The organism is Myxacorys chilensis (assembly GCF_059505265.1).
Map to the genome: position 1 here is coordinate 38837 of NZ_JCACKG010000189.1, position 18535 is coordinate 57371.

General features: G+C 49.3%; 17 protein-coding genes. 7 read left to right on the forward strand and 10 right to left on the reverse strand.

Features of this window, described 5'->3' with window-relative positions; genetic code table 11:
* Positions 1-54 precede the first annotated feature (54 nt).
* A complete protein-coding gene (locus tag AC5JLB_RS16725) occupies positions 55-1626 on the forward strand; it encodes a bifunctional pantoate--beta-alanine ligase/(d)CMP kinase (RefSeq protein WP_495874960.1) in 1572 nt (523 codons plus the stop codon).
* 216 nt (positions 1627-1842) lie between these two features.
* Here AC5JLB_RS16725 and AC5JLB_RS16730 read toward each other — a convergent pair whose 3' ends face one another.
* Complete coding sequence (locus AC5JLB_RS16730) at positions 1843-2028, reverse strand: hypothetical protein (RefSeq protein ID WP_495696048.1); 186 nt, start codon at positions 2026-2028, stop codon at positions 1843-1845.
* Between the two features lie 294 nt (positions 2029-2322).
* Here AC5JLB_RS16730 and recF point away from each other — a divergent pair, with 294 nt between their 5' ends.
* Positions 2323-3447 carry a DNA replication/repair protein RecF gene (recF, locus tag AC5JLB_RS16735; RefSeq protein ID WP_495874961.1) on the forward strand — a complete coding sequence of 375 codons (1125 nt, stop codon included), beginning with the start codon at positions 2323-2325 and terminating at the stop codon, positions 3445-3447.
* Positions 3448-3489: 42 nt separating this feature from the next.
* Here recF and crcB (AC5JLB_RS16740) read toward each other — a convergent pair whose 3' ends face one another.
* From crcB (AC5JLB_RS16740) to AC5JLB_RS16760, 5 genes are all read right to left on the reverse strand, one after another.
* Positions 3490-3891, reverse strand: coding sequence for a fluoride efflux transporter CrcB (crcB, locus tag AC5JLB_RS16740; protein ID WP_495874962.1), 402 nt, complete (start codon positions 3889-3891; stop codon positions 3490-3492).
* A 38-nt stretch (positions 3892-3929) separates the two neighbouring features.
* Positions 3930-4328 carry a fluoride efflux transporter CrcB gene (gene crcB / locus AC5JLB_RS16745; RefSeq protein ID WP_495874963.1) on the reverse strand — a complete coding sequence of 133 codons (399 nt, stop codon included), beginning with the start codon at positions 4326-4328 and terminating at the stop codon, positions 3930-3932.
* A gap of 207 nt (positions 4329-4535) precedes the next feature.
* A complete protein-coding gene (locus AC5JLB_RS16750) occupies positions 4536-6176 on the reverse strand; it encodes a hybrid sensor histidine kinase/response regulator (protein ID WP_495874964.1) in 1641 nt (546 codons plus the stop codon).
* The gene (locus tag AC5JLB_RS16755; protein ID WP_495874965.1) at positions 6173-6721 is read right to left on the reverse strand and encodes a methanogen output domain 1-containing protein; all 549 of its coding nucleotides are present in this window, start codon (positions 6719-6721) and stop codon (positions 6173-6175) included. Before AC5JLB_RS16755 ends, AC5JLB_RS16750 begins: the two co-directional genes overlap by 4 nt.
* A gap of 238 nt (positions 6722-6959) precedes the next feature.
* Positions 6960-8561, reverse strand: coding sequence for an Hsp70 family protein (locus AC5JLB_RS16760; protein ID WP_495874966.1), 1602 nt, complete (start codon positions 8559-8561; stop codon positions 6960-6962).
* A 246-nt stretch (positions 8562-8807) separates the two neighbouring features.
* Between AC5JLB_RS16760 and AC5JLB_RS16765 the strand changes: the two genes are divergently transcribed.
* A complete protein-coding gene (locus tag AC5JLB_RS16765) occupies positions 8808-9017 on the forward strand; it encodes a hypothetical protein (RefSeq protein WP_495696041.1) in 210 nt (69 codons plus the stop codon).
* 7 nt (positions 9018-9024) lie between these two features.
* Positions 9025-9345 carry a hypothetical protein gene (locus AC5JLB_RS16770; RefSeq protein WP_495874967.1) on the forward strand — a complete coding sequence of 107 codons (321 nt, stop codon included), beginning with the start codon at positions 9025-9027 and terminating at the stop codon, positions 9343-9345.
* A 69-nt stretch (positions 9346-9414) separates the two neighbouring features.
* Here AC5JLB_RS16770 and AC5JLB_RS16775 read toward each other — a convergent pair whose 3' ends face one another.
* Positions 9415-10020 (reverse strand): hypothetical protein, encoded by a 606-nt coding sequence (locus AC5JLB_RS16775; RefSeq protein ID WP_495874968.1) that lies wholly within the window; start codon positions 10018-10020, stop codon positions 9415-9417.
* Between the two features lie 491 nt (positions 10021-10511).
* Here AC5JLB_RS16775 and AC5JLB_RS16780 point away from each other — a divergent pair, with 491 nt between their 5' ends.
* Positions 10512-11249, forward strand: coding sequence for a HEAT repeat domain-containing protein (locus AC5JLB_RS16780; protein WP_495874969.1), 738 nt, complete (start codon positions 10512-10514; stop codon positions 11247-11249).
* Positions 11250-11335: 86 nt separating this feature from the next.
* On the opposite strand, the gene gyrA is transcribed toward AC5JLB_RS16780, so the two are convergent.
* On the reverse strand, positions 11336-13933 hold the full coding sequence (gyrA, locus tag AC5JLB_RS16785; RefSeq protein ID WP_495874970.1) for a DNA gyrase subunit A: 2598 nt from the start codon (positions 13931-13933) through the stop codon (positions 11336-11338).
* Positions 13934-14087: 154 nt separating this feature from the next.
* Between gyrA and AC5JLB_RS16790 the strand changes: the two genes are divergently transcribed.
* A complete protein-coding gene (locus AC5JLB_RS16790) occupies positions 14088-15134 on the forward strand; it encodes a histone deacetylase family protein (RefSeq protein ID WP_495874971.1) in 1047 nt (348 codons plus the stop codon).
* Positions 15135-15155: 21 nt separating this feature from the next.
* Here AC5JLB_RS16790 and AC5JLB_RS16795 read toward each other — a convergent pair whose 3' ends face one another.
* The gene (locus tag AC5JLB_RS16795) at positions 15156-15977 is read right to left on the reverse strand and encodes an ABC transporter permease (RefSeq protein WP_495874972.1); all 822 of its coding nucleotides are present in this window, start codon (positions 15975-15977) and stop codon (positions 15156-15158) included.
* 160 nt (positions 15978-16137) lie between these two features.
* Between AC5JLB_RS16795 and AC5JLB_RS16800 the strand changes: the two genes are divergently transcribed.
* On the forward strand, positions 16138-16719 hold the full coding sequence (locus AC5JLB_RS16800; RefSeq protein ID WP_495874973.1) for a DUF3172 domain-containing protein: 582 nt from the start codon (positions 16138-16140) through the stop codon (positions 16717-16719).
* A gap of 86 nt (positions 16720-16805) precedes the next feature.
* On the opposite strand, the gene AC5JLB_RS16805 is transcribed toward AC5JLB_RS16800, so the two are convergent.
* Complete coding sequence (locus AC5JLB_RS16805; RefSeq protein WP_495874974.1) at positions 16806-18515, reverse strand: AMIN domain-containing protein; 1710 nt, start codon at positions 18513-18515, stop codon at positions 16806-16808.
* Positions 18516-18535: the final 20 nt, after the last annotated feature.

Here is an 18535-nt window from a genome sequence, read left to right on the forward strand (position 1 = left end):
AGACGAATTCTATACACTTGAGAAGACAATATTAAGGACTTCCTGGGGGTTCCGGTGCGGCTGTTTTCGACTGTGGCAGGATTGCGGTGTTACTTAGATCTCAGTCGGGGGAAACAGCCTCGATCCAGCGATTCCCCGTCGAATCCGGTTCCAACCCCCGCCCTTCACATTGGTTTTGTACCCACGATGGGAGCCTTGCACGCTGGGCACCTGAGTTTGATTGATCGCGCCAAACGAGAAAACCAACTGGTGGTCGTGAGCATCTTCGTCAATCCGCTTCAGTTTGCACCAAACGAAGATTTTAGTCGCTACCCCCGACCATTAGAGCGCGATCGCGCCCTCTGTGAAGAGGCAGGCGTCGATGTTCTCTTCGCCCCAACGCCTGAAGAAATGGGCGTCACCGCCTCGACTCAGACCTATGTTCAGCCGCCCAAAGCGATGATGCTGGGCTTGTGCGGCGCATTTCGTCCCGGTCATTTTGAAGGCGTCGCCACCATTGTGACAAAACTCCTAAATTTGGTACAGCCCGATCGCGCTTATTTTGGGCAGAAAGACGCTCAACAAGTCGCCATCATCCGGCAATTGGTGCGAGATCTGAACCTACCCGTTAAGATTGTTGCGTGCCCTATTATACGAGAAGCAAACGGACTCGCCCTGAGTTCCCGGAATCAGTACCTGTCTAATGAAGAAAAAATACAAGCTGCCACGCTTTATCAAGGTTTAGCAACGGCTCAAAAACTGTTTCGCACAGGAGAGCGTTCGAGTGCTAACTTAGTTCAGGCAGTAAAACTAGAACTGGCGAACGTCCCCGTGATTCATCCCGAATACATTGAACTCGTTGACCCTATGACTCTCGAACCTTTAGAAACCGTGACCGACGAAGGCTTGTTAACGCTAGCGGCTCGAATTGGCTCAACGCGATTGATTGACAATTATGTATTGCGTGACCGTAAACCTATTATTGCGATCGATGGCCCTGCGGGAGCCGGAAAATCGACCGTTGCTAAAAAAGCGGCTGAGGTTTTAGGGTTGTTCTACCTCGACACGGGCGCAATGTATCGGGCGCTGACGTGGTTTCTTCTGCAATCGGGTGTCGATTTGAGCGATGAACCCACGGTTGCAGAATTAGCGAGCCAGTGTCACATCGAATTTGTAAATACCTCAACGCCTTCTGTATTTGTGAATGGTGAAGATGTAACGCAAGCCATCCGGACTCCAAGGGTAACGGCACGAGTATCGGCGATCGCGGCGCAAGGATCAGTCCGGGAAGCGCTGGTAAAGCAACAACAAAATTACGGTCGGCGCGGCGGGATTGTGATTGATGGTCGTGACATCGGAACGCATGTCTTTCCCGATGCAGAAGTGAAGGTGTTTCTCACAGCGTCCATCGAAGAGCGGGCACGACGCAGGCAGGTCGATCTGAAGAATTTGGGTCAATCGGACGTGAGCTTGAGCGAATTAGAAGCCTCGATCGCAGAGCGCGATCGTCAAGATAGTACTCGCGCCATTTCGCCTCTCAGAAAAGCGGACGATGCGATCGGGATTGAAACCGATAATCTCACTATTGATCAGGTGTTGGATGCGATCGTTGCACTCTATCAAAAGACTGCAAGCGTTTTGGTCTAACAACGACTGAGATCTAAGACAAAATCTTGTAGAACCACGCTTTACCTAAAAGTGCTGCGGGCGTAAGACCGTGAAAACGACCGAAGGTTGAACCCCTACACATTACACACATATTAGACACATACAAAAATGCCCTAGATCTTAAAGATCTGGGGCATTTTTGTATCAAGACAATTCACTAAAGCTTGTCTAAAATGGGCGATCTGAACGAGAGTGTTACAGATCCGCAGCGCCTTCACTGCCTCTGTTCGCGCCTTCTTGATCAGTCTCAGATGACTCATCCCGATTGTCGTAGCGTCTTCTTGACGACATGCGACCATTATTTGTGCGTTTGCGGAACTTACGAGCGTAAGCTTGATTACGAAGAGCTTTTTCTTTCTTTTGGTTACGGCGTTTAGCCATGTTTACCCCTTTTACGACACCTTATGATGCAAGACATGCAAATAGCCATTTTAAAGGATTGGCGGAGAGTTTTAACAATCCTCAAAACTTTTAATTGAAAAATTTTGGCCTGATGGCGCTAAATCGTAAATCAAGCGATCGCAATCATCCCGCTCAATGGCAGTTGAGTTTACGAATGAATCCTCTGAGTTTACGAATGAATCTTCGATCGCTAGGATAGGCTTCTGTGCTTAGACTGAACGAAAGCCATTCAATCACGTTGTCAAGGTTCAGATCGTGATATAACCATTACCCATGTATCTTCGGTCTTTGCATCTCAAACATTTTCGCAATTATCAGGATCAGTCGGTTCAGTTTACTGCGGCTAAGACGATTCTGATCGGCAACAATGCTCAGGGTAAGTCTAATTTACTAGAAGCGGTCGAATTGCTGTCGTCGTTGAAGTCTCATCGGACTTCCCGCGATCGCGACTTAATTTTAGACGGAGAACTGCTCTCCCACGTTAGCGGGCAGCTTGACAAAGACACGGGCAGCATCGAACTCGCGATGACACTGCGGCAAAATGGGCGACGCACAGTGGCGCTCAACGGCGTCTCCCTGCGTCGTCAACTCGACTTTCTTGGCACGCTGAATATGGTGCAGTTCTCTAGCCTAGATCTCGATCTGGTGCGAGGCGGCCCCGATCAGCGCCGTCAGTGGCTTGATTCTCTGCTGGTTCAACTTGAACCCGTCTACGCTTATGTCCTTCAGCAGTACAACCAAGTCTTGCGCCAGCGCAACGCCCTCCTTAAAGCGATCCAGAAAGAAGCACTCCAAACTCCTTCATCCGAACTGGCACTTTGGGATGCTCAACTTGCGATCGCTGGCTCTCGCGTGATTCGCCGCCGTGCCAGAGTCCTGAATCGATTGGTTCCTTTTGCGCGATCGTGGCATCAAGCGATTAGCGGCAGTACGGAAGTGTTAGAAATTCGCTATGCCTCAAACGTAACGGCAGACGAAGACACTCCCGAAGCGCTGCAAAAAGCGTTTTTAGAGAAAATTCAGCAGCGATCGCTGCCAGAGCAATATCAAGGCACGACGCTAGTTGGACCGCACCGCGACGAAGTGGACTTTACCATTAATCAAACTCCCGCTAGGCAATACGGTTCTCAAGGGCAACAGCGCACGTTAGTGTTAGCCCTCAAGCTTGCCGAGCTTAAATTGATCGAAGATGTGATCGGCGAGCCGCCGCTCCTGCTGCTCGATGATGTTCTCGCCGAACTCGATCTCAATCGCCAAAATCAGCTTTTAGAGGCGATTCAAGATCGATTTCAAACGCTCATTACGTCTACTCATCTCGGCTCTTTCGATGCTCAGTGGATCAAGTCTGCTCAAATTCTAGAGGTGCAGGCAGGAGCGTTGCAGCAAGAGGCGTTTTAGCTGTTCGGGTAGGAGCGATGGGTATCTTGACGAGGCAGTGATCTATTGAATACTCGATCTGGCTAGAAAGACACCCATTTGGACACCAATCATTCCTACGATCGCGCTGCCAACCCAATAAATTAACAGCATCGTGATATCGCCCTTATCCAAAAAACCTTTTGACTCCAAACCATAGGTTGAAAATGTAGTGTATGCGCCACAAAATCCTGTTGTAGTCATCAGTCGCAGTTCAGGTGAGATGCTGCGAATATTCTCAAACGCTAGCGTCAAAATATAAGCAATTAAAAAGCAGCCCGACACGTTGATGAGGAAAGTACCGTAAAAGCCAAGATCTTTTCCAAAAATAGCTTTTGCAAATTCGGTTATGTAGAAACGACTCAACGCTCCAAAAATTGCCCCAATCGCCACAGCGAGGGATAAACGCCCCCTCAAAAAATCCATTCCTTTTGACCTCAAAACCAATAGTGTGTTTTATGGAATTACTTCACGAAAAAATTAGCGATCGCAGTCCCTAGAATCACTGCTACCAAACCTAGAATGGCACTCCCTGCCCAGTAAAAAAACGTAGCAAGTTTTTGGTTGCTACGCCACAAAGTTAAAGTATCAAAGCCGTAGGTTGAAAATGTGGTGTAAGAGCCTAGAAATCCAGTTCTAATAAGTAGATCTAATTCCTTGGGATAACCTGTGATTCCTTTAGAAATTGTGAAAAAGAAACCCATTGCCAAGCATCCCGTCAAGTTAATAACAAATGTTCCATAGGGAAATTTTGTCCCATATTTTGCTTTGATCCATTCTGTTAAGTGATACCGAGACAACGCTCCAGGAATCGCACCGATCGCAATGGCTAACACACTAAGCAAACCAACATCTTGCAGCAATCAACCCACTCCTCAATTCATTACATTCAGTAATACAGAATTGCATTATCGAAAATGTAAGCCTACTCTTCATAGATGGAAGTCTGGATACCCTGACATCCTTTACTACCTGGGTAAGGATGACTGAATTTGCGCCGCAAAGTCCTGCAACCTTACAAAGTGTCGGGCTAGAGTACTTCATTCTGAAACCTTTCTTCAAATACTCGTTTAGCTCCTTCCAACTCGTCCAGTCAGGTTGGCAATCACTGCAACTAATTCAGCCGCTTCAACGGGTTTAGCGATGTGAGACTGAAAGCCTGCTAAAAGTGTGGCTCTGCGATCCTCTGTTCTAGCGTAGGCTGTTAGAGCGACAGCAGGAATGCGTCCGCCTTGCTCTGGCGTTAATGCTCTGACTTGACGTAGCAGTTCATAGCCATCCTCATCTGGCATACCAATATCGCTGATTAACACATCGATTGAGGAAGATGCCTGCGTCAGCACCGCGATCGCGGCAGTGGCTGAATTAGCTGCTATCACTTCGGCTCCACACATTTCTAGAGTATAGGTGAGGAGATCACGGGCATCCGCCTCATCATCAACAATTAGTAGCTTCAGTCCATCTAATCTGGGCGAGAAGTCAAACGAAGAACTACCTCCTACAGTAGGATGCACCCGTTCTGCTTCATGAATCATCGGCGTGATGATCATGACTGGCAGGTTCACAGTAAAGGTTGCTCCTTGCCCTTCTCCAGAACTCTCAACACTTACAGTTCCGCCATGTAACTCCACTAATTGGCGGACGATCGCTAACCCCAACCCTAATCCACCAAACGATCGCGTGAGTGAACTATCCGCTTGACGAAAAAGATCGAACACAAATGGAAGGAATTCAGCACTAATGCCTTGCCCTGTGTCGGTCACACTGATTTCAACATGGGAATTAATTCGTTTCAACCCAATCTGAACCCGCCCACCTTTGGGAGTGAACTTAATCGCATTACTGAGGAGATTCCAAATAAGCTGTTGTAACCGCTCGGTATCTCCCAAAACAGGACCAGCAGATGGATCAAGCACCGATTGCAGCCGAATCTCTTTTGCATCGGCAGCAGGTTGCACCGTATCAATGGCGGATTCGATCACGGCTACAAGCTCAATCGCTTGAACATTGAGGCGAATTTTGCCGGTGATGATGCGTGAAATATCGAGCAGATCATCAATCAATCTCGATTGAGAGCGGGCGTTGCGCTCGATCGTTTCTATGGCACGATTCATTGTTGATTCGTCCGGCTTCCGAGCAAGCAGCACGTGAGACCAGCCAAGGATCGCATTCAGGGGAGTTCGTAGCTCATGGGAAAGGGTCGCGAGGAATTCGTCTTTCAATCGGTTCAATCTCTCGGCTTCCGCTCGCGCCATTTGCTCTCGTACTAAAAGCTGCGATCGCTCTTCCTCTGCTCGTTGACGTTCTCGCACTTCTTTTGCCAATTCGTCGATCTTCCTGTTGAGAAGAACAAATCGGTGGCTGGCTGATTCTCTGCTTTTTAAGCGTAAGAAAACTAGCGCAGGCGAGTCAGGCGACCAAGGACGCAGAACTGCCCCTTCACAACGGCATAAGCAAGATTGCCCATCACTGGTACGGAACGTCAATGAGCCAAACACCATATTTCGGCTTCTGGAGCAAGAACGCAGATACTGTTTTACAGTGTCATGAGAATTCGCAACTAGAGCAAAAAGTTGTTTTTCCTGGAGTGTTGAACGACCTAGCAGTTTAGTGAATGCGGCATTGACAGCAACGATCTGCCCCTCTCCTGTCACTAGGAGTGACGGTTCTGGTAAGAGTCGGGCGAATTCGAGAAACTGTTCAGGTGTCAATCCTCATTTTCTCCTTTGAAGTATTCGTATCCGTGGCTTTCTTCTGCCTCTGGAGTTGGCTTTAAGTAGATCACGACTCTGCATGCCGAAGCACCCATCGCGATCGTCTCTTGCAGTTCTACTTTGGCATAGCCGAGATTCTCAGCAGCAATGAAGCCGAACACGTTTGAGGTCATCATACACAGGGCAGGTTGATCGGCAACTTTCTCGGCAAACGGGCAAGCGCGGTTCCCAAAAACAATCTTTTCATCCGTCTGCTCAATGACAAAAAAGTCGCCCTGAATTCGCTTTTTCAAATCCACGAGGACATCAGTAACTTGCTCTGGTGTTAAATTGGATACTTTTAAAGCAGCTTTATAGTCCTGGTCAATCTGCCTTCCCATGGTTTGACCAACCACACTAATAAACCCGGAGGCTTCTTCTAAACCAATGACATCCTGCAACGTACCCGCTAGCTCTCGAATTAATGTGCGCAAAAAGAGGTCGCGTTCCAGGGAAATGTTGAGATCCTGGATTGATGGTTCAGCCTGAAAAGAAGTGGACATAGCGTTTTTTAACAAAGACGAGCAAAAATTTTGACGGATGAAGCTGCTCCTGGAGTAGCAGTCACCGTTTATTGTAGAGATTTTATTGTAGAGACATTGTAGAGATTTGAACGATTTGTGTAGCGAGAGTAACAATTTCGACTCTAGCTCTGTAAACGCTACTGGATATCCTTCACCTGTCCCAGTTTTAATTTTGCTGCTTCACTGCGGTTTACTACAAGAAGTGCAAGCTCTGAAGTCAACTCAACTGCACAACGGATTGGTCTTCAACTAAGGTGCGAGCGGTGAGCAAATCTTCAACCGTGATTCGCAAAAAGCGGTGCTCATCGACCTGAAACTGGACTTTGATCCGATCGCTACCCGGCACTCCGGGCGGATCAAGCTCTGCGATCGCGCGTGCCCCTTCTCGATCATTTAAGGGTTGTACCGAAGTTTGACCACTGGATAAATTGCGCGTGATCAAGCGATCGCCGTCAAAATAGACCTCGGTTTGCACCGTTTCAGTGCCCAGTTCTCCCACAATCAGTTCAATACTGGGCTGATTGTCCACTGATGCGCCTAAGACTAACTCGACTGAGTTGCCCATTGGGTAAGGCTGCCCTGGTTTGATCAGGGGATGCCAATTGTGCCCCTTCTGCCGTCGATCCCAGTAGCGGATGCCGTAGCCGTGGTAGAGAAAGTCTTTTAACTCCACGCCTTGACTCAGTTGCAGCGCTCCTTGCGCGATCGCTTCAAAGGGCTTTTCGCAGCGAATCTTAGACGCATCGAAATACTGCTTTACCCACGTCTGCACGGCAGGAATTTGCACGGTGCCGCCAACCAACAAGACTGCATCAATATCGCTAACCGATAATCCTTGCCGCCGTGCCTGCTGAAGCACTTGCTCCATGGCTGTGTCGAGACGGTCAAAAAATTGGTGGTCTTGGAGAATTTGCTCAAAGCGATCGCGGCTGATCGACAAATCGTAGCTATCAAATGTTTCGTCGTTGAAATACACTTCTTGGGCTTGCGCTTGCAGAGAAAGCTGAATCTTCAGTCGTTCAGCTAATCGCGTGGTGAGCGGCGTTGCGGCAAGTCCTTGAGTTTCGACAAAGTGATCGACGAGCCAATTATCCAGGTCAGAGCCGCCTAAATTTTGCCCTGCTTTTGCCAACACTCTCGCAATCTTTGGCTTCTGTCCCGATTGTTCGGCAAACGATTTCTGTCCCCACTTGAGAATAAATCCGAGGGGTTTCGATGAGGTGGTTTCGCTCCCATCAAGCTGGACGAGCGACAGGTCCAAGGTTCCGCCGCCAAAGTCGATCACCAACAGAATTTCGCGATCGGCTAAGCCATAGCCCAATGCTGCCGCCGTTGGCTCATCGATCATTCTGACTTGATTGATATTCAGCGCCTCAGACACCCGACCCAGCCAAAGCCGATACGCTTCAAAACTATCGACTGGCACGGTGAACGTGAGCGAATCCGTCACTTCTGGATCGCTCGCTTTGAGTTGATTGATGATTTCGGTCAGAAACCATTCTCCGACTTGCTCAAAGGTGATGGTGCGTCCATCTAATTCTGGTAAGAAGCCTTGAATACTCGTGCCAATGCCACGTTTGAAATTGCGGAAGAATCGGGCATCTGAGGTGACATCTAAGGCGCGATCGCGTACCGCTTGCCCAACGACGATTTTTGGAGTTGCAGCATTTTCAAGATACGCCAAGCTGGGAATCAGAGGCGGGTTTTGCCCCTGGCGCACAGAAATATTGGGCAGTGCCAAGGTTTCAGGCTGTTGAGTGGCTCGATTCCAACGAGTAATGACGGTGTTACTGGTTCCAAAATCAATAGCGTAAGACATTCTGGCGTATCAACCAATGATTAATAGAATTGGCAAATCTCATCCACCCTTTGGGACGACATTCAATATTACTCATACCAATTCACAGAACCACAACCTATACACCCATAGCAAGAGTTCCTAATGTTCGGTAAAAACATCTTTGCCGTGAGAGGTCAGGCAAGATGGATGTACATCAAGGCAATTATGGCAAGTAAATTAGATATTTCTTAATATAGATAGAGGTTCTCGACCAAGGCGCTACTTATGACTCGTCCACCGACTGAGCTACTCTCGTTTCTGTTTAACCTTAAGAATGGCATTTGGTTCTTGGGCATTTCTTCGTGGCTGTTTGGTCTTGCCGATCGCGCGATCGCGGCACTCATGGATGGATATCTCTCTGCTCTTGATATCACTCAACTGTTTACAGCTTCATTCTTCTTTGTGGGGTGGCTGTTTCTAAAGCCTGGGAAGTAAATCAACAGTGCTAAATCCAGAAAAGGAGTTCTCAGATCTAGCAAACGAGTACTCCAATGCAACGAAGGAGTACTCGTTTGCAATGAAGGAGTTCTCAGATCTAGCAAACGAGTACTTCAATGCAACAAAGGAGTACTCGTTTGCAGCGAAGCAGTACTCTGATGCAACAAAGGGGTACTCAGATCTAGCAAAGGAGTACTCCAACGTAACAAAGGAGTACTTCAACGCAACAAAGGAGTACTCAGACCCAACCAATGGGTTCATAAAACAAACAGAGAAGTATCCAGACCTGGAACAGGAGTTGCTAAAGGTTCCGCAGGACTTGTAAACCTAAAATGCAGCATATTGAGATCTCCGATTTCTTCAGGAAATCGGAGATCTTTCTAGAAATAGACAACTAGTTAAAACGGAACTTGCCAATCGTGTTTTGAAATTCCCACCGCACAGCGTCTCCGGGCAACTGGTAGACTGCACTCAAGACAATGATGCGCTTACCATCGCGGCTGGGAAAAACAACGCTATCCCCACACTGTGACGCACACCACGAATATGCGATCGCATTTTGTCCAGCAAACTTGCGGCTCTGATAGTTGCTTTGCCGTCCCGTCTCAAAAAACGATTTCTCGCCGTTCTGCTGTGCCCATTCGAGAGCGGACAGGCCACCCGGATTGTCAAAGGTAGACGCCACAATGCTACCCGATTGACCACCGGGCTGAGCCTGCGTTGAGGTTTCAGCGGCACTCGCTTGAAGCGTGCTTGCATCACGAGAAAAGCGTAGATATCCCTTGCTAACATCACTCGTATCCACGGTGTAGCCCTTGGGATAAGCAATTCTAAACCCAAGCTGGGGACTCTGATAAATCTGGTAGTTTGTTGATTGCGCTTGAGCAACTAAAGTTGGCTGTGTTGCCGATTGACGAGCAGGCAGTGCAAAAACAACGGCGGGAGCCATTGCAGCTAGAACTCCCGCAACCAGGGAAGAAGACGTGAGCCAGGAACTCATAGATTTCATAGGACGATCAGGGTTTATTAAACGAAGTGAAACAGTACAAGAAGTAAAACAATACAAAAGCAGGACTGTAGCAATCTATTGAGTCACTCTAATTAACGCAAGTGCTCGATCTGCTGGCTCGGATTCAAAGTTGATCAGCCGCAGGCAATAGACTTACACTACAAACCATTTGGAATAGTGATACATCCTTTATAAATAGTAAAACAGTCTAGGAAAATGTGAAAGTTTAACCAACAAAATTTCAGCAAACTGTTGAGTAGAAAGTTTGCAGCGAAAAGGGAAATTGGAATCAGTTGAATTGATGATTTGTTGCCGTTGCAAAGACAGTCTTTAGAAGGAGGTAAGTAGCACCAGAATTAGGCTAAACCTGCTTCACCCACACAGGATGCTCATTTTCACGCAGTTATATAACAAGTTAGATGAATTGAGCGAATTATTAATGCTGAAATAGAAGTATCGGAATTAACAAGTAACAGAGAAAAATGAGTATTTCATTAATTATTCTAAGTTTAGTAGCGATTCTTGCAGCGATCGAGGCGGCTCTAAAAACGCGAGATAAGTTTGTTTCCCATGACAATCATCCCAGTTCTACAAGGACTCCAGTGCGTTTGGCAACACGTAAAGAAAGTTCAAAATTTAATGCAGAAACTGTAGAAGCTGGCTCGTCTTCTGACGATGAATCTGTTAAAATCCGTCCGGCAACACGTAGAGAAAGTTCAAAATTTGATGCAGAAACTGTAGAAGCTGGCTCGTCTTCTGATGATGAATCTGTTAGCAACGTATCAAATGCTACGCCGGACTCTGCGAATTTTGGGTATGACATTCCGTTAGCTACTTCTCTTACCCTTTCAGAAGTTGTCGATCCAGTTAGTCCTAAGAAGATTGCAATTCCTGATCTTTATCCGGATTATCCTCTTGAATTTGAGCAGCAGGCTCACTCCCACCACGCGCCTGATGTATTACAAGAGATTACTCAGTTAGACCACCAGTCAAAGAAAGATCAAATCGCGCACTTAGCGGAGTATGTTCAACATCCAGATAGCGTATTAAGAGTTGCGATCGCGTCTACTTTAGGTGGGCTACTTTCCAATACACAAGGAGATGACCGCCAAGCCGCGATCGCCCTTCTGACTCGGTTAAGCCAAGATGCGGATTCTCATGTGAGAGTTCAAGCTGCCGCGTCACTGGGCGAACTCCACTCCACTGAAATCATGCCATAAAAAATCATGCATCAAGGACTGATGCATGATCGTAGAAAAAATCTGATTGGCAATGGTTTCCGTTTTACTGACCGTTGCCAATCAACTTATTCTGCCTCATCACTAGCGCTGGGTGAAAGGACAGCGACTTCCACAGAAGGCGGAACGAGTGCCACCGCTGCGATCGCATCATTCTCATCCAACCGCTGAACCCGGACTCCGGTAGCTCCGCGAGACTGAGACGAAATGGCGTTCACCGACTGGCGAATGATGACCCCGCGATTGGTGATTAGCATCAGTTCATCGCCTTCATTCACAATGTGCAGTGCCGCTAACGTATCGCCCTTTTTGCGGAACTTTGTTGCCATGATGCCCATGCCTGCCCGCTTTTGTAAACGGAACTGAGTCACCGGAACTCGCTTACCCAGTCCACCCGTGGTGATCACTAACGCCCACGGCCCTGACTGAGGCGGAAGTTCGGTATTGTCTTCTACTGGGATTTCAGCATCATCGATCAGTCCGGCGGCTTCTGCTTGAGCCACATCTTCGACCACTTGGCTCGGTAAGATTGCCATCCCGACCAGATTATCGCCCTTGCGAAGATTCATAGCTCTAACTCCGCGGGTGGCGCGACCGAGCGGACGCAACTGCTCATGGTTGACGCGGAAGTGAATCGAACGTCCCAAGGTCGAACCGATAATAATACTGTCATCGACGCGCGCCAAACGAACCCACCGCAACTGATCGCCTTCTTCAAGAGAAATCGCAATCAGTCCGTTGGAGCGAATGTTGCCAAAAGCAGAAAGCGCCGTCTTTTTAATGAAGCCTTTTTGCGTTAGCATCACCAGGTATTCATCGTCGGTAAACTCTGTAACCGGAATCACCGACGTGAGTTTTTCAGCATGAGGAATCGGCAGCAGTTGAACGATCGGGGTTCCCCGCGAGGTGCGCGACCCGATGGGAATCTGGTAGGCTTTCAGCGCGTAGACCACGCCGCGATCGCTAAAGAACAGAATGCTATTGTGATCGCAACAGGTAATGAAGTGTTCAACCACATCATCTTCCTTCATTCGCGCTCCCGCTTTACCTCTGGTGGCTCGGCTCTGCGCCTCAAACGAATCAACGGGCATCCGTTTGATATAACCTTGCTCGGTGATCAAAATGAGAGATTTCTCGTTGGCAATTAGATCAATATCGCCGAGTTCATCTTCAGACTGCTCAATCACCGTGCGGCGAGGTGTCGCATGCGATGCTCGTAGTTGCGTCACTTCGGTAGCGATGATTTCGAGAATTCGCTCTCGACGGGCAAGAATGTCGAGCAAGTCAGCAATCTGCTCTTGCAAAGCGTCGTGTTCTTGCTGAATCTTATCCGCTTCGAGTGCCGTCAGACGCCGCAACTGCATTTGCAGAATGGCATCTGCTTGCGCTTCTGAAAGTTCATAGGTAGAAATAAGTTCTTGCTTTGCCGTTGTCGTATCTGCCGCATGACGAATCAAGTTAATGATCGCGTCCATGTTAGTCAAAGCAATCAGCAAGCCTTGCAATAAGTGATCGCGTTCTTCGGCTTTACGAAGCTGATAGCGAGTGCGCCGAGTAATCGCTTCAATCCGAAAATCGAGAAAGACGCTGAGGAATTGCTTCAGGGTAAGCAGTTGCGGTTCGCCGTTGACGAGTGCCAGCATGTTTGCCCCAAAGTTAGCTTGCAGGGGCGTTTGCTTGTAGAGGTTGTTCAGCACAACTCGCGCGTAAGCATCGCGCCGCAGCTCGATCACAATTCGCATTCCGTCGCGATCGCTCTCATCGCGCACATCGGAAATGCCGTCGATCTTGCGATCGTTCACGAGTTCTGCAATCCGTTCGATCAACGCCGCTTTGTTAGTTTGGTAAGGCAGTTCGGTGACGATGATGGCATCGCGATCGGGGCGTCCTCGATGCTCGATCGTTTCAATCGAACATACACCGCGCATCGTAATCGAGCCGCGACCTGTCGTGTAAGCTTCTCGAATGCCGGTGCGTCCGAGAATCTGTCCTCCAGTCGGAAAGTCAGGACCCGGAATGTATTGCATTAACTCCAAATCGGTGATGTCCGGATTTTGAATTAATGCCATCAGACCGTCAATTAATTCTCCCAAGTTGTGGGGAGGAATGTTGGTTGCCATTCCCACCGCGATGCCGGATGAGCCATTCAGCAACAGTTGCGGTACCCGGGCAGGCAACACCAGCGGCTCTTGTTGCGATCCGTCAAAGTTATCGCCAAAGTCGACCGTTTCGGCTTCGATGTCTTGTAGCAGTGCGGTCGTCGTCAGGGAAGTTAGTCGCGACTCGGTGTATCGCATGGCGGCAGGCGGATCGTTATCGACGGAGCCGAAGTTTCCATGTCCGTCCACCAGCGGCGCTCGCATCGAGAAATCTTGAGCCATCCGCACTAGCGCATCGTAGATCGAGGTATCACCGTGGGGATGGTATTTACCCAACACATCCCCGACGACACGAGCCGACTTTCTGAAGGGGCGATCGTGGGTGAGACCCAGTTCATGCATGGCGTAAAGAATGCGACGATGGACGGGTTTTAAGCCGTCTCTCGCGTCTGGAAGTGCCCGCCCCACAATCACGCTCATGGCGTATTCCAGGTAAGACCGCTGCATTTCGTTGCGTAAGTCGGTTGGAATAATCCGATCTTGAGGCGGGTCTTGGGAGAAGGTCATAGAATACTCCGAAATGTCAGTGCAAGCCTGTCAGCAGAATAAAGCCTAGAAAGTATACTCGCTAGGTTCAATATTGTCTAAATTTTATCATATTTTCATGGACGTTGAGGGGGCTGAAGAGCGCACAGAATGAGGCATTGACGGGGGAGTGAAGATGCTGACTGTGTGCAGAAATCAGCCTTGTGATAAGGGAATAAAGCGTTGTCCTCAAAGAGGGGATGGCATAGTTAAAGTTACCTATGCTGTAATTGCTGTAATTTCAGAGCGCGATCGCACCTCACTGTCCATGATACCCATCATTTACTCCGACGAGTTTCTGCTCCACGATACCGGCATTCTCCATCCTGAAAAACCAGGACGTTTAACCGCGATTCAAACCGCACTTCAGTCTGCGCCTTGGGCAGACCAACTAGACTGGCGCACCCCAACCTCCATTGAAGCGCGATCGCCGCTACCGTTGATCCAGAAAACTCACAGTCCACGCTATGTGACAGCACTGCGTCAGTTAGCTGAGCAAGGCGGCGGACACATCGACAGTGATACTCCGGTGTCGCCGCGCAGTTTTGAGGTGGCGATGCTCGCGGTCAATGCTTGGATCGATGGGGTGGATCATGCCTTGCAAAGCGGAGAACCTTGTTTTGCTTTAGCGCGTCCGCCAGGACATCATGCCGTGTCAGGAATCGGCATGGGATTTTGTTTGTTTAGCAATGCCGCGATCGCAGCTCAATATGCGTTAGATAATGGCGCAGAACGAGTCGCAATTCTCGATTGGGATGTGCATCATGGTAACGGAACTCAAGCGATCGTAGAGAACAATCCCAACATTCGATTTTGCTCGATTCATGAGTCGCCCCAATATCCGGGAACGGGGCGGGCGACGGAACGAGGGCTGCACAATAATGTGCTGAATCTGCCGATGCGATCAGGCAGCACAATTGAGGATTACCAGCCGTTGTTTGAACAAAAGATTATGCCGTTTTTAACGGGATTTCAGCCCGATGTGCTGTTAGTGAGTGCAGGATATGACGCCAACCACGACGACCCGTTAGCCGGAATTTCGTTGAAGCCGAAAGACTATGGTGTGTTTACAAAGTATTGCTTGACGATCACTGAGCGAATTGTTTTTGGACTGGAAGGCGGATATGATTTTAACGCGCTAGCACAATCGGTAGTGGAAACGATCGATCCGCTGATAGCTTGAACGTAAAAATTAGTCTTCTCGTTAATCTTGTAAATGAGAGAACTGATATGCACCTACGGCTGAAACTGCGATCGCCATAATCAACAAAACTGGAATCGCGAACCAAGGAAACTGCGCAACCGGAAGGTAAGCAGCGGCTCTTAGTCCTAGGCTGGTATAGGTCAAAGGCAATAGATAGACGATCGCTTTTAGAGCAATCGGAAGATTTGCCACGTCGAAAAATGTCCCGCCTAAAAATGACATTGGAACAATTAGAAAATTATTGTAGATTCCAACGCTTTCGAGAGACTTTACGTTCAAGCCAACTAACACACCTAATCCAGCAAAAACAGCACAGTTGAGAATCAGAACTAATAGAAATAATGGATTGAGAAAGCTCCAAATTTTTCCTGTCACTAGAACCGCCACCAGAATCACCGACCCAGCCGTCAGCATTCCCCGCACAATTCCCGCGAGCATTTTGCCCAAGTGCAGTGCTAACGGGTGAACGGGCATCAGCAGCATTTCTTCAAAGGTTTTAGTGAACAAGCGATCGCCGCAAATCGAAAACGTCGTTCCGCCAAAGCTGATTACCATTGATGAGAGCGCCACCATTCCTGGCAAAATAAATTGTAGATAGGTGTCTCCTGCCGTTGGTTTTGCAACCGAATCGAGAGTGCTGCCCAATCCTAAACCAAACGCCAAGATATAAATTAAGGGAGAAATAAGTCCTGAAGCGGCGACTTGCACCAGTCTGACTCGCAGATCGAGCCAATCGCCCCAAAATACGGTGAGACTATCTGACCAAAGCGTTGCCAGAGAAGATTTGCGCGATCGCGTTGAGGAAGAGGCTTGCAGGGTCACGAGGGTTACGTCAGTGAAACACTTTTATCATTTTTGCATTTGGAACAACCGAGTGCACATTCGATTTGCAGCCATCTGCCCGTGAGATTCGTCATACTAGTAAAAGAAAGTAAAATAGCATTTACCATTTCTTACGAACGTCTCAACTTCTGAAGCCACCATGAAACGTAGACCTAAATCCAATTCCTACAACGACTACGATCGCAACGACTACGATGGCTACGAGCGCCGACCTGATTTCACACCGCCTGATCCCAAACCGGAGAAGAAAGTGAGTTCGCTGTTCAATGCCACCGCGATCGCAATCATTGCAGGAGTTTTTATTCTGGGAATTGGTGTCGGAATTGGGTTTAGCACTGTGACGCCCAATCAAAACGGTGTTCTACAAACCAACGTTCAACTCGACCAACAAGCTCCAACGCCAGATGTTTGTATTCAGAATGGAGCAAGCGCCATGTCGATGACGGCTCGGTTGTATGTCACACTAAACCCGTTTAAGGTGTACGTTGCCCAAGCGGGAATGGAACCTGCCTGCGTCCTGAGACGGGCGAACTGGGCAGTGCTAGAGCAACGAAAACTTCTAACGTCAGATCAATCGCGGGAGTGTCGTCAGCGTCTTAGCACCTTTGGCTATGTTGGCAGTCTAGAGAATAAGCCGATTATCGATTGTGTCTACCAGAGCGACAACGCCAAGAATCTCTTTTTAGATGGCAGCGCTCCCTCAGAAAATAACGATTTTTAGAGTAAGGATGGATAGGTTGAAGGCGCGATCGCATGAATGCGATCGCGCCTTTTTTATTTATCACCGTCTTTTGTCGTCGGGCCAATCTACCGCAAATCTTGAGTTAATCGCACCTGAAAGATTTGACCGGGTGCGATCGTGGCGGGTTTCGGTGCGGTGGCATAGGTTACGCCCGCCCCAACTGCCGCTCCTCCAGCTACGGTTCCACCCGATAGCCCACCCAGCAACGCCCCTGCCACTGCCCCAATCCCAGAATTGAGCAGCAGCCTGCGATCGTTGACTTGGCGCACTCCTCCCAACGCATCGGACTGGGCTACGAACGGAAACGAGCGACCGTTGATCGCGATCGATTGAGCAATGAATCGATTGGTTTCAAACCGTCCATACACCTGACTCCCGAAAGGAATGATCAAATTGCCCGCGCGATCGCGAATTTCAGTTTGCAGCAATACCACTTCCTGACGCGGCTTATTGGCTTCTAACTTCAAGACCTGACTGCCAGGATAGCTAAGATTGAGCAACGTACCTGACGGCAAAATGACCCCTTCTGTAGGACTCGCCACACTCACCAAAGGCGGCTGCGACGGCAGGCTGGCATAATTTGACGATGAGGATCTTCCGCCAATGGGCAACGGCTGACCAAATTCAATTGTTCCCGCCGTTGCAACGGTCGTCGTTTGAGGAATTGACGGTGGCAGGGATTGAGAGAATTGCGACGTCTGATCCGGCGGGAGCGGCACAGGTTGAGGCAAAGCCTGAGGCAGAGCTTGCGGCAGGACTTGCGGCGTCTGAGGTTGCAGAGGTGCACCCAGGACGGATTGAGCGGGCTGAGGAGGCTGAGCTGTTAGAGGGGGGAACGACTCGGTCATCGTTGGGGGCAGTCCGGCTCCGGTTGTAGGAGTTGTCCGTTGCAACGGCGGCACGCTCACGGTTGGAGCCGTTGGAGTCGTCGGCACTGATACGGGCGGCAGAGAATCTGGAATTGCCAGACTAGGATTAACTTCGGGCAGACGCAGCGGATTGGCAGGGGGCGCTTGGGAAACAACTTCTGAAGAATTTTGCGGCGCTTGGCTCACAACTTCGCGCGGCGGCGTTTGGGGCAGGTCTGGCTGGGCCTTTGGCACGGTGATGCTCGGCTGCCCGCTAGGAGCCAGCCCAGGGGGAAACTGATCGGCGGTTGGAGGAGTCGGAATCGCAGTTGGAGGAGCCTCGCTGGGAGGCAAGTCCATTGCGCTTGCAGGCGGCGCTAACACACCCGGATTGCCCGTTGCCCCAGACGAGGTTTCACTGGGAGATAAGCCCGGTGGATACACAACCGGAGGCGGCGTAGAGGGAGCAGTCCCAGCGCGCGGAGCGGGCGTAACGGCAGAGAGCCGAGGCACAGCAGTTGTGTTGGCAGTATTGGCAAGGAGGGGGCGAAACACCCAGCGATCGCTTGAACGATCCTGTTCGCGCACCTGCTGCAATTGAGCTTGTTCTTTCGACAACACCACATCGGGAGCTAGCACTAACGTAATTCTGGCTGTGCTTTGAGACTGAGCCACCTGAATCTGCCTGACTGCGCCAGAATAGGATTCTTGCAGTTTGACGTTACCCACTTCAGTATTGGGCAATTCTAAAATGATGCGGGCAGGGTAAGCGGCGAAGGTATAGCGAGGCTTCACGCCAGGTCTGACGGTTATTTCTAGCTGATTGGTAGCAGGATTGTATCGCCAGTTTTGCAATGGGGCGGCCAAGGCAGGCGAAGCGGCGAGACACAAGGCAAAAGACAACAGATAGAATTTGCGCTGACTCACGAGTTTTTCCGTCCTTTCCT

What these genes read in the sequence shown, in the direction of transcription:
- AC5JLB_RS16800 (WP_495874973.1), top strand. Translation starts at nt 16,138, where the DNA reads ATGAAACGTAGACCTAAATCCAATTCCTACAACGACTACGATCGCAAC.
- recF (WP_495874961.1), top strand. Translation starts at nt 2,323, where the DNA reads ATGTATCTTCGGTCTTTGCATCTCAAACATTTTCGCAATTATCAGGAT.
- AC5JLB_RS16780 (WP_495874969.1), top strand. Translation starts at nt 10,512, where the DNA reads ATGAGTATTTCATTAATTATTCTAAGTTTAGTAGCGATTCTTGCAGCG.
- gyrA (WP_495874970.1), bottom strand. Translation starts at nt 13,933, where the DNA reads ATGACCTTCTCCCAAGACCCGCCTCAAGATCGGATTATTCCAACCGAC.
- AC5JLB_RS16790 (WP_495874971.1), top strand. Translation starts at nt 14,088, where the DNA reads ATGCTGACTGTGTGCAGAAATCAGCCTTGTGATAAGGGAATAAAGCGT.
- AC5JLB_RS16775 (WP_495874968.1), bottom strand. Translation starts at nt 10,020, where the DNA reads ATGAGTTCCTGGCTCACGTCTTCTTCCCTGGTTGCGGGAGTTCTAGCT.
- AC5JLB_RS16765 (WP_495696041.1), top strand. Translation starts at nt 8,808, where the DNA reads ATGACTCGTCCACCGACTGAGCTACTCTCGTTTCTGTTTAACCTTAAG.
- crcB (WP_495874962.1), bottom strand. Translation starts at nt 3,891, where the DNA reads ATGGATTTTTTGAGGGGGCGTTTATCCCTCGCTGTGGCGATTGGGGCA.
- AC5JLB_RS16730 (WP_495696048.1), bottom strand. Translation starts at nt 2,028, where the DNA reads ATGGCTAAACGCCGTAACCAAAAGAAAGAAAAAGCTCTTCGTAATCAA.
- AC5JLB_RS16755 (WP_495874965.1), bottom strand. Translation starts at nt 6,721, where the DNA reads ATGTCCACTTCTTTTCAGGCTGAACCATCAATCCAGGATCTCAACATT.
- AC5JLB_RS16760 (WP_495874966.1), bottom strand. Translation starts at nt 8,561, where the DNA reads ATGTCTTACGCTATTGATTTTGGAACCAGTAACACCGTCATTACTCGT.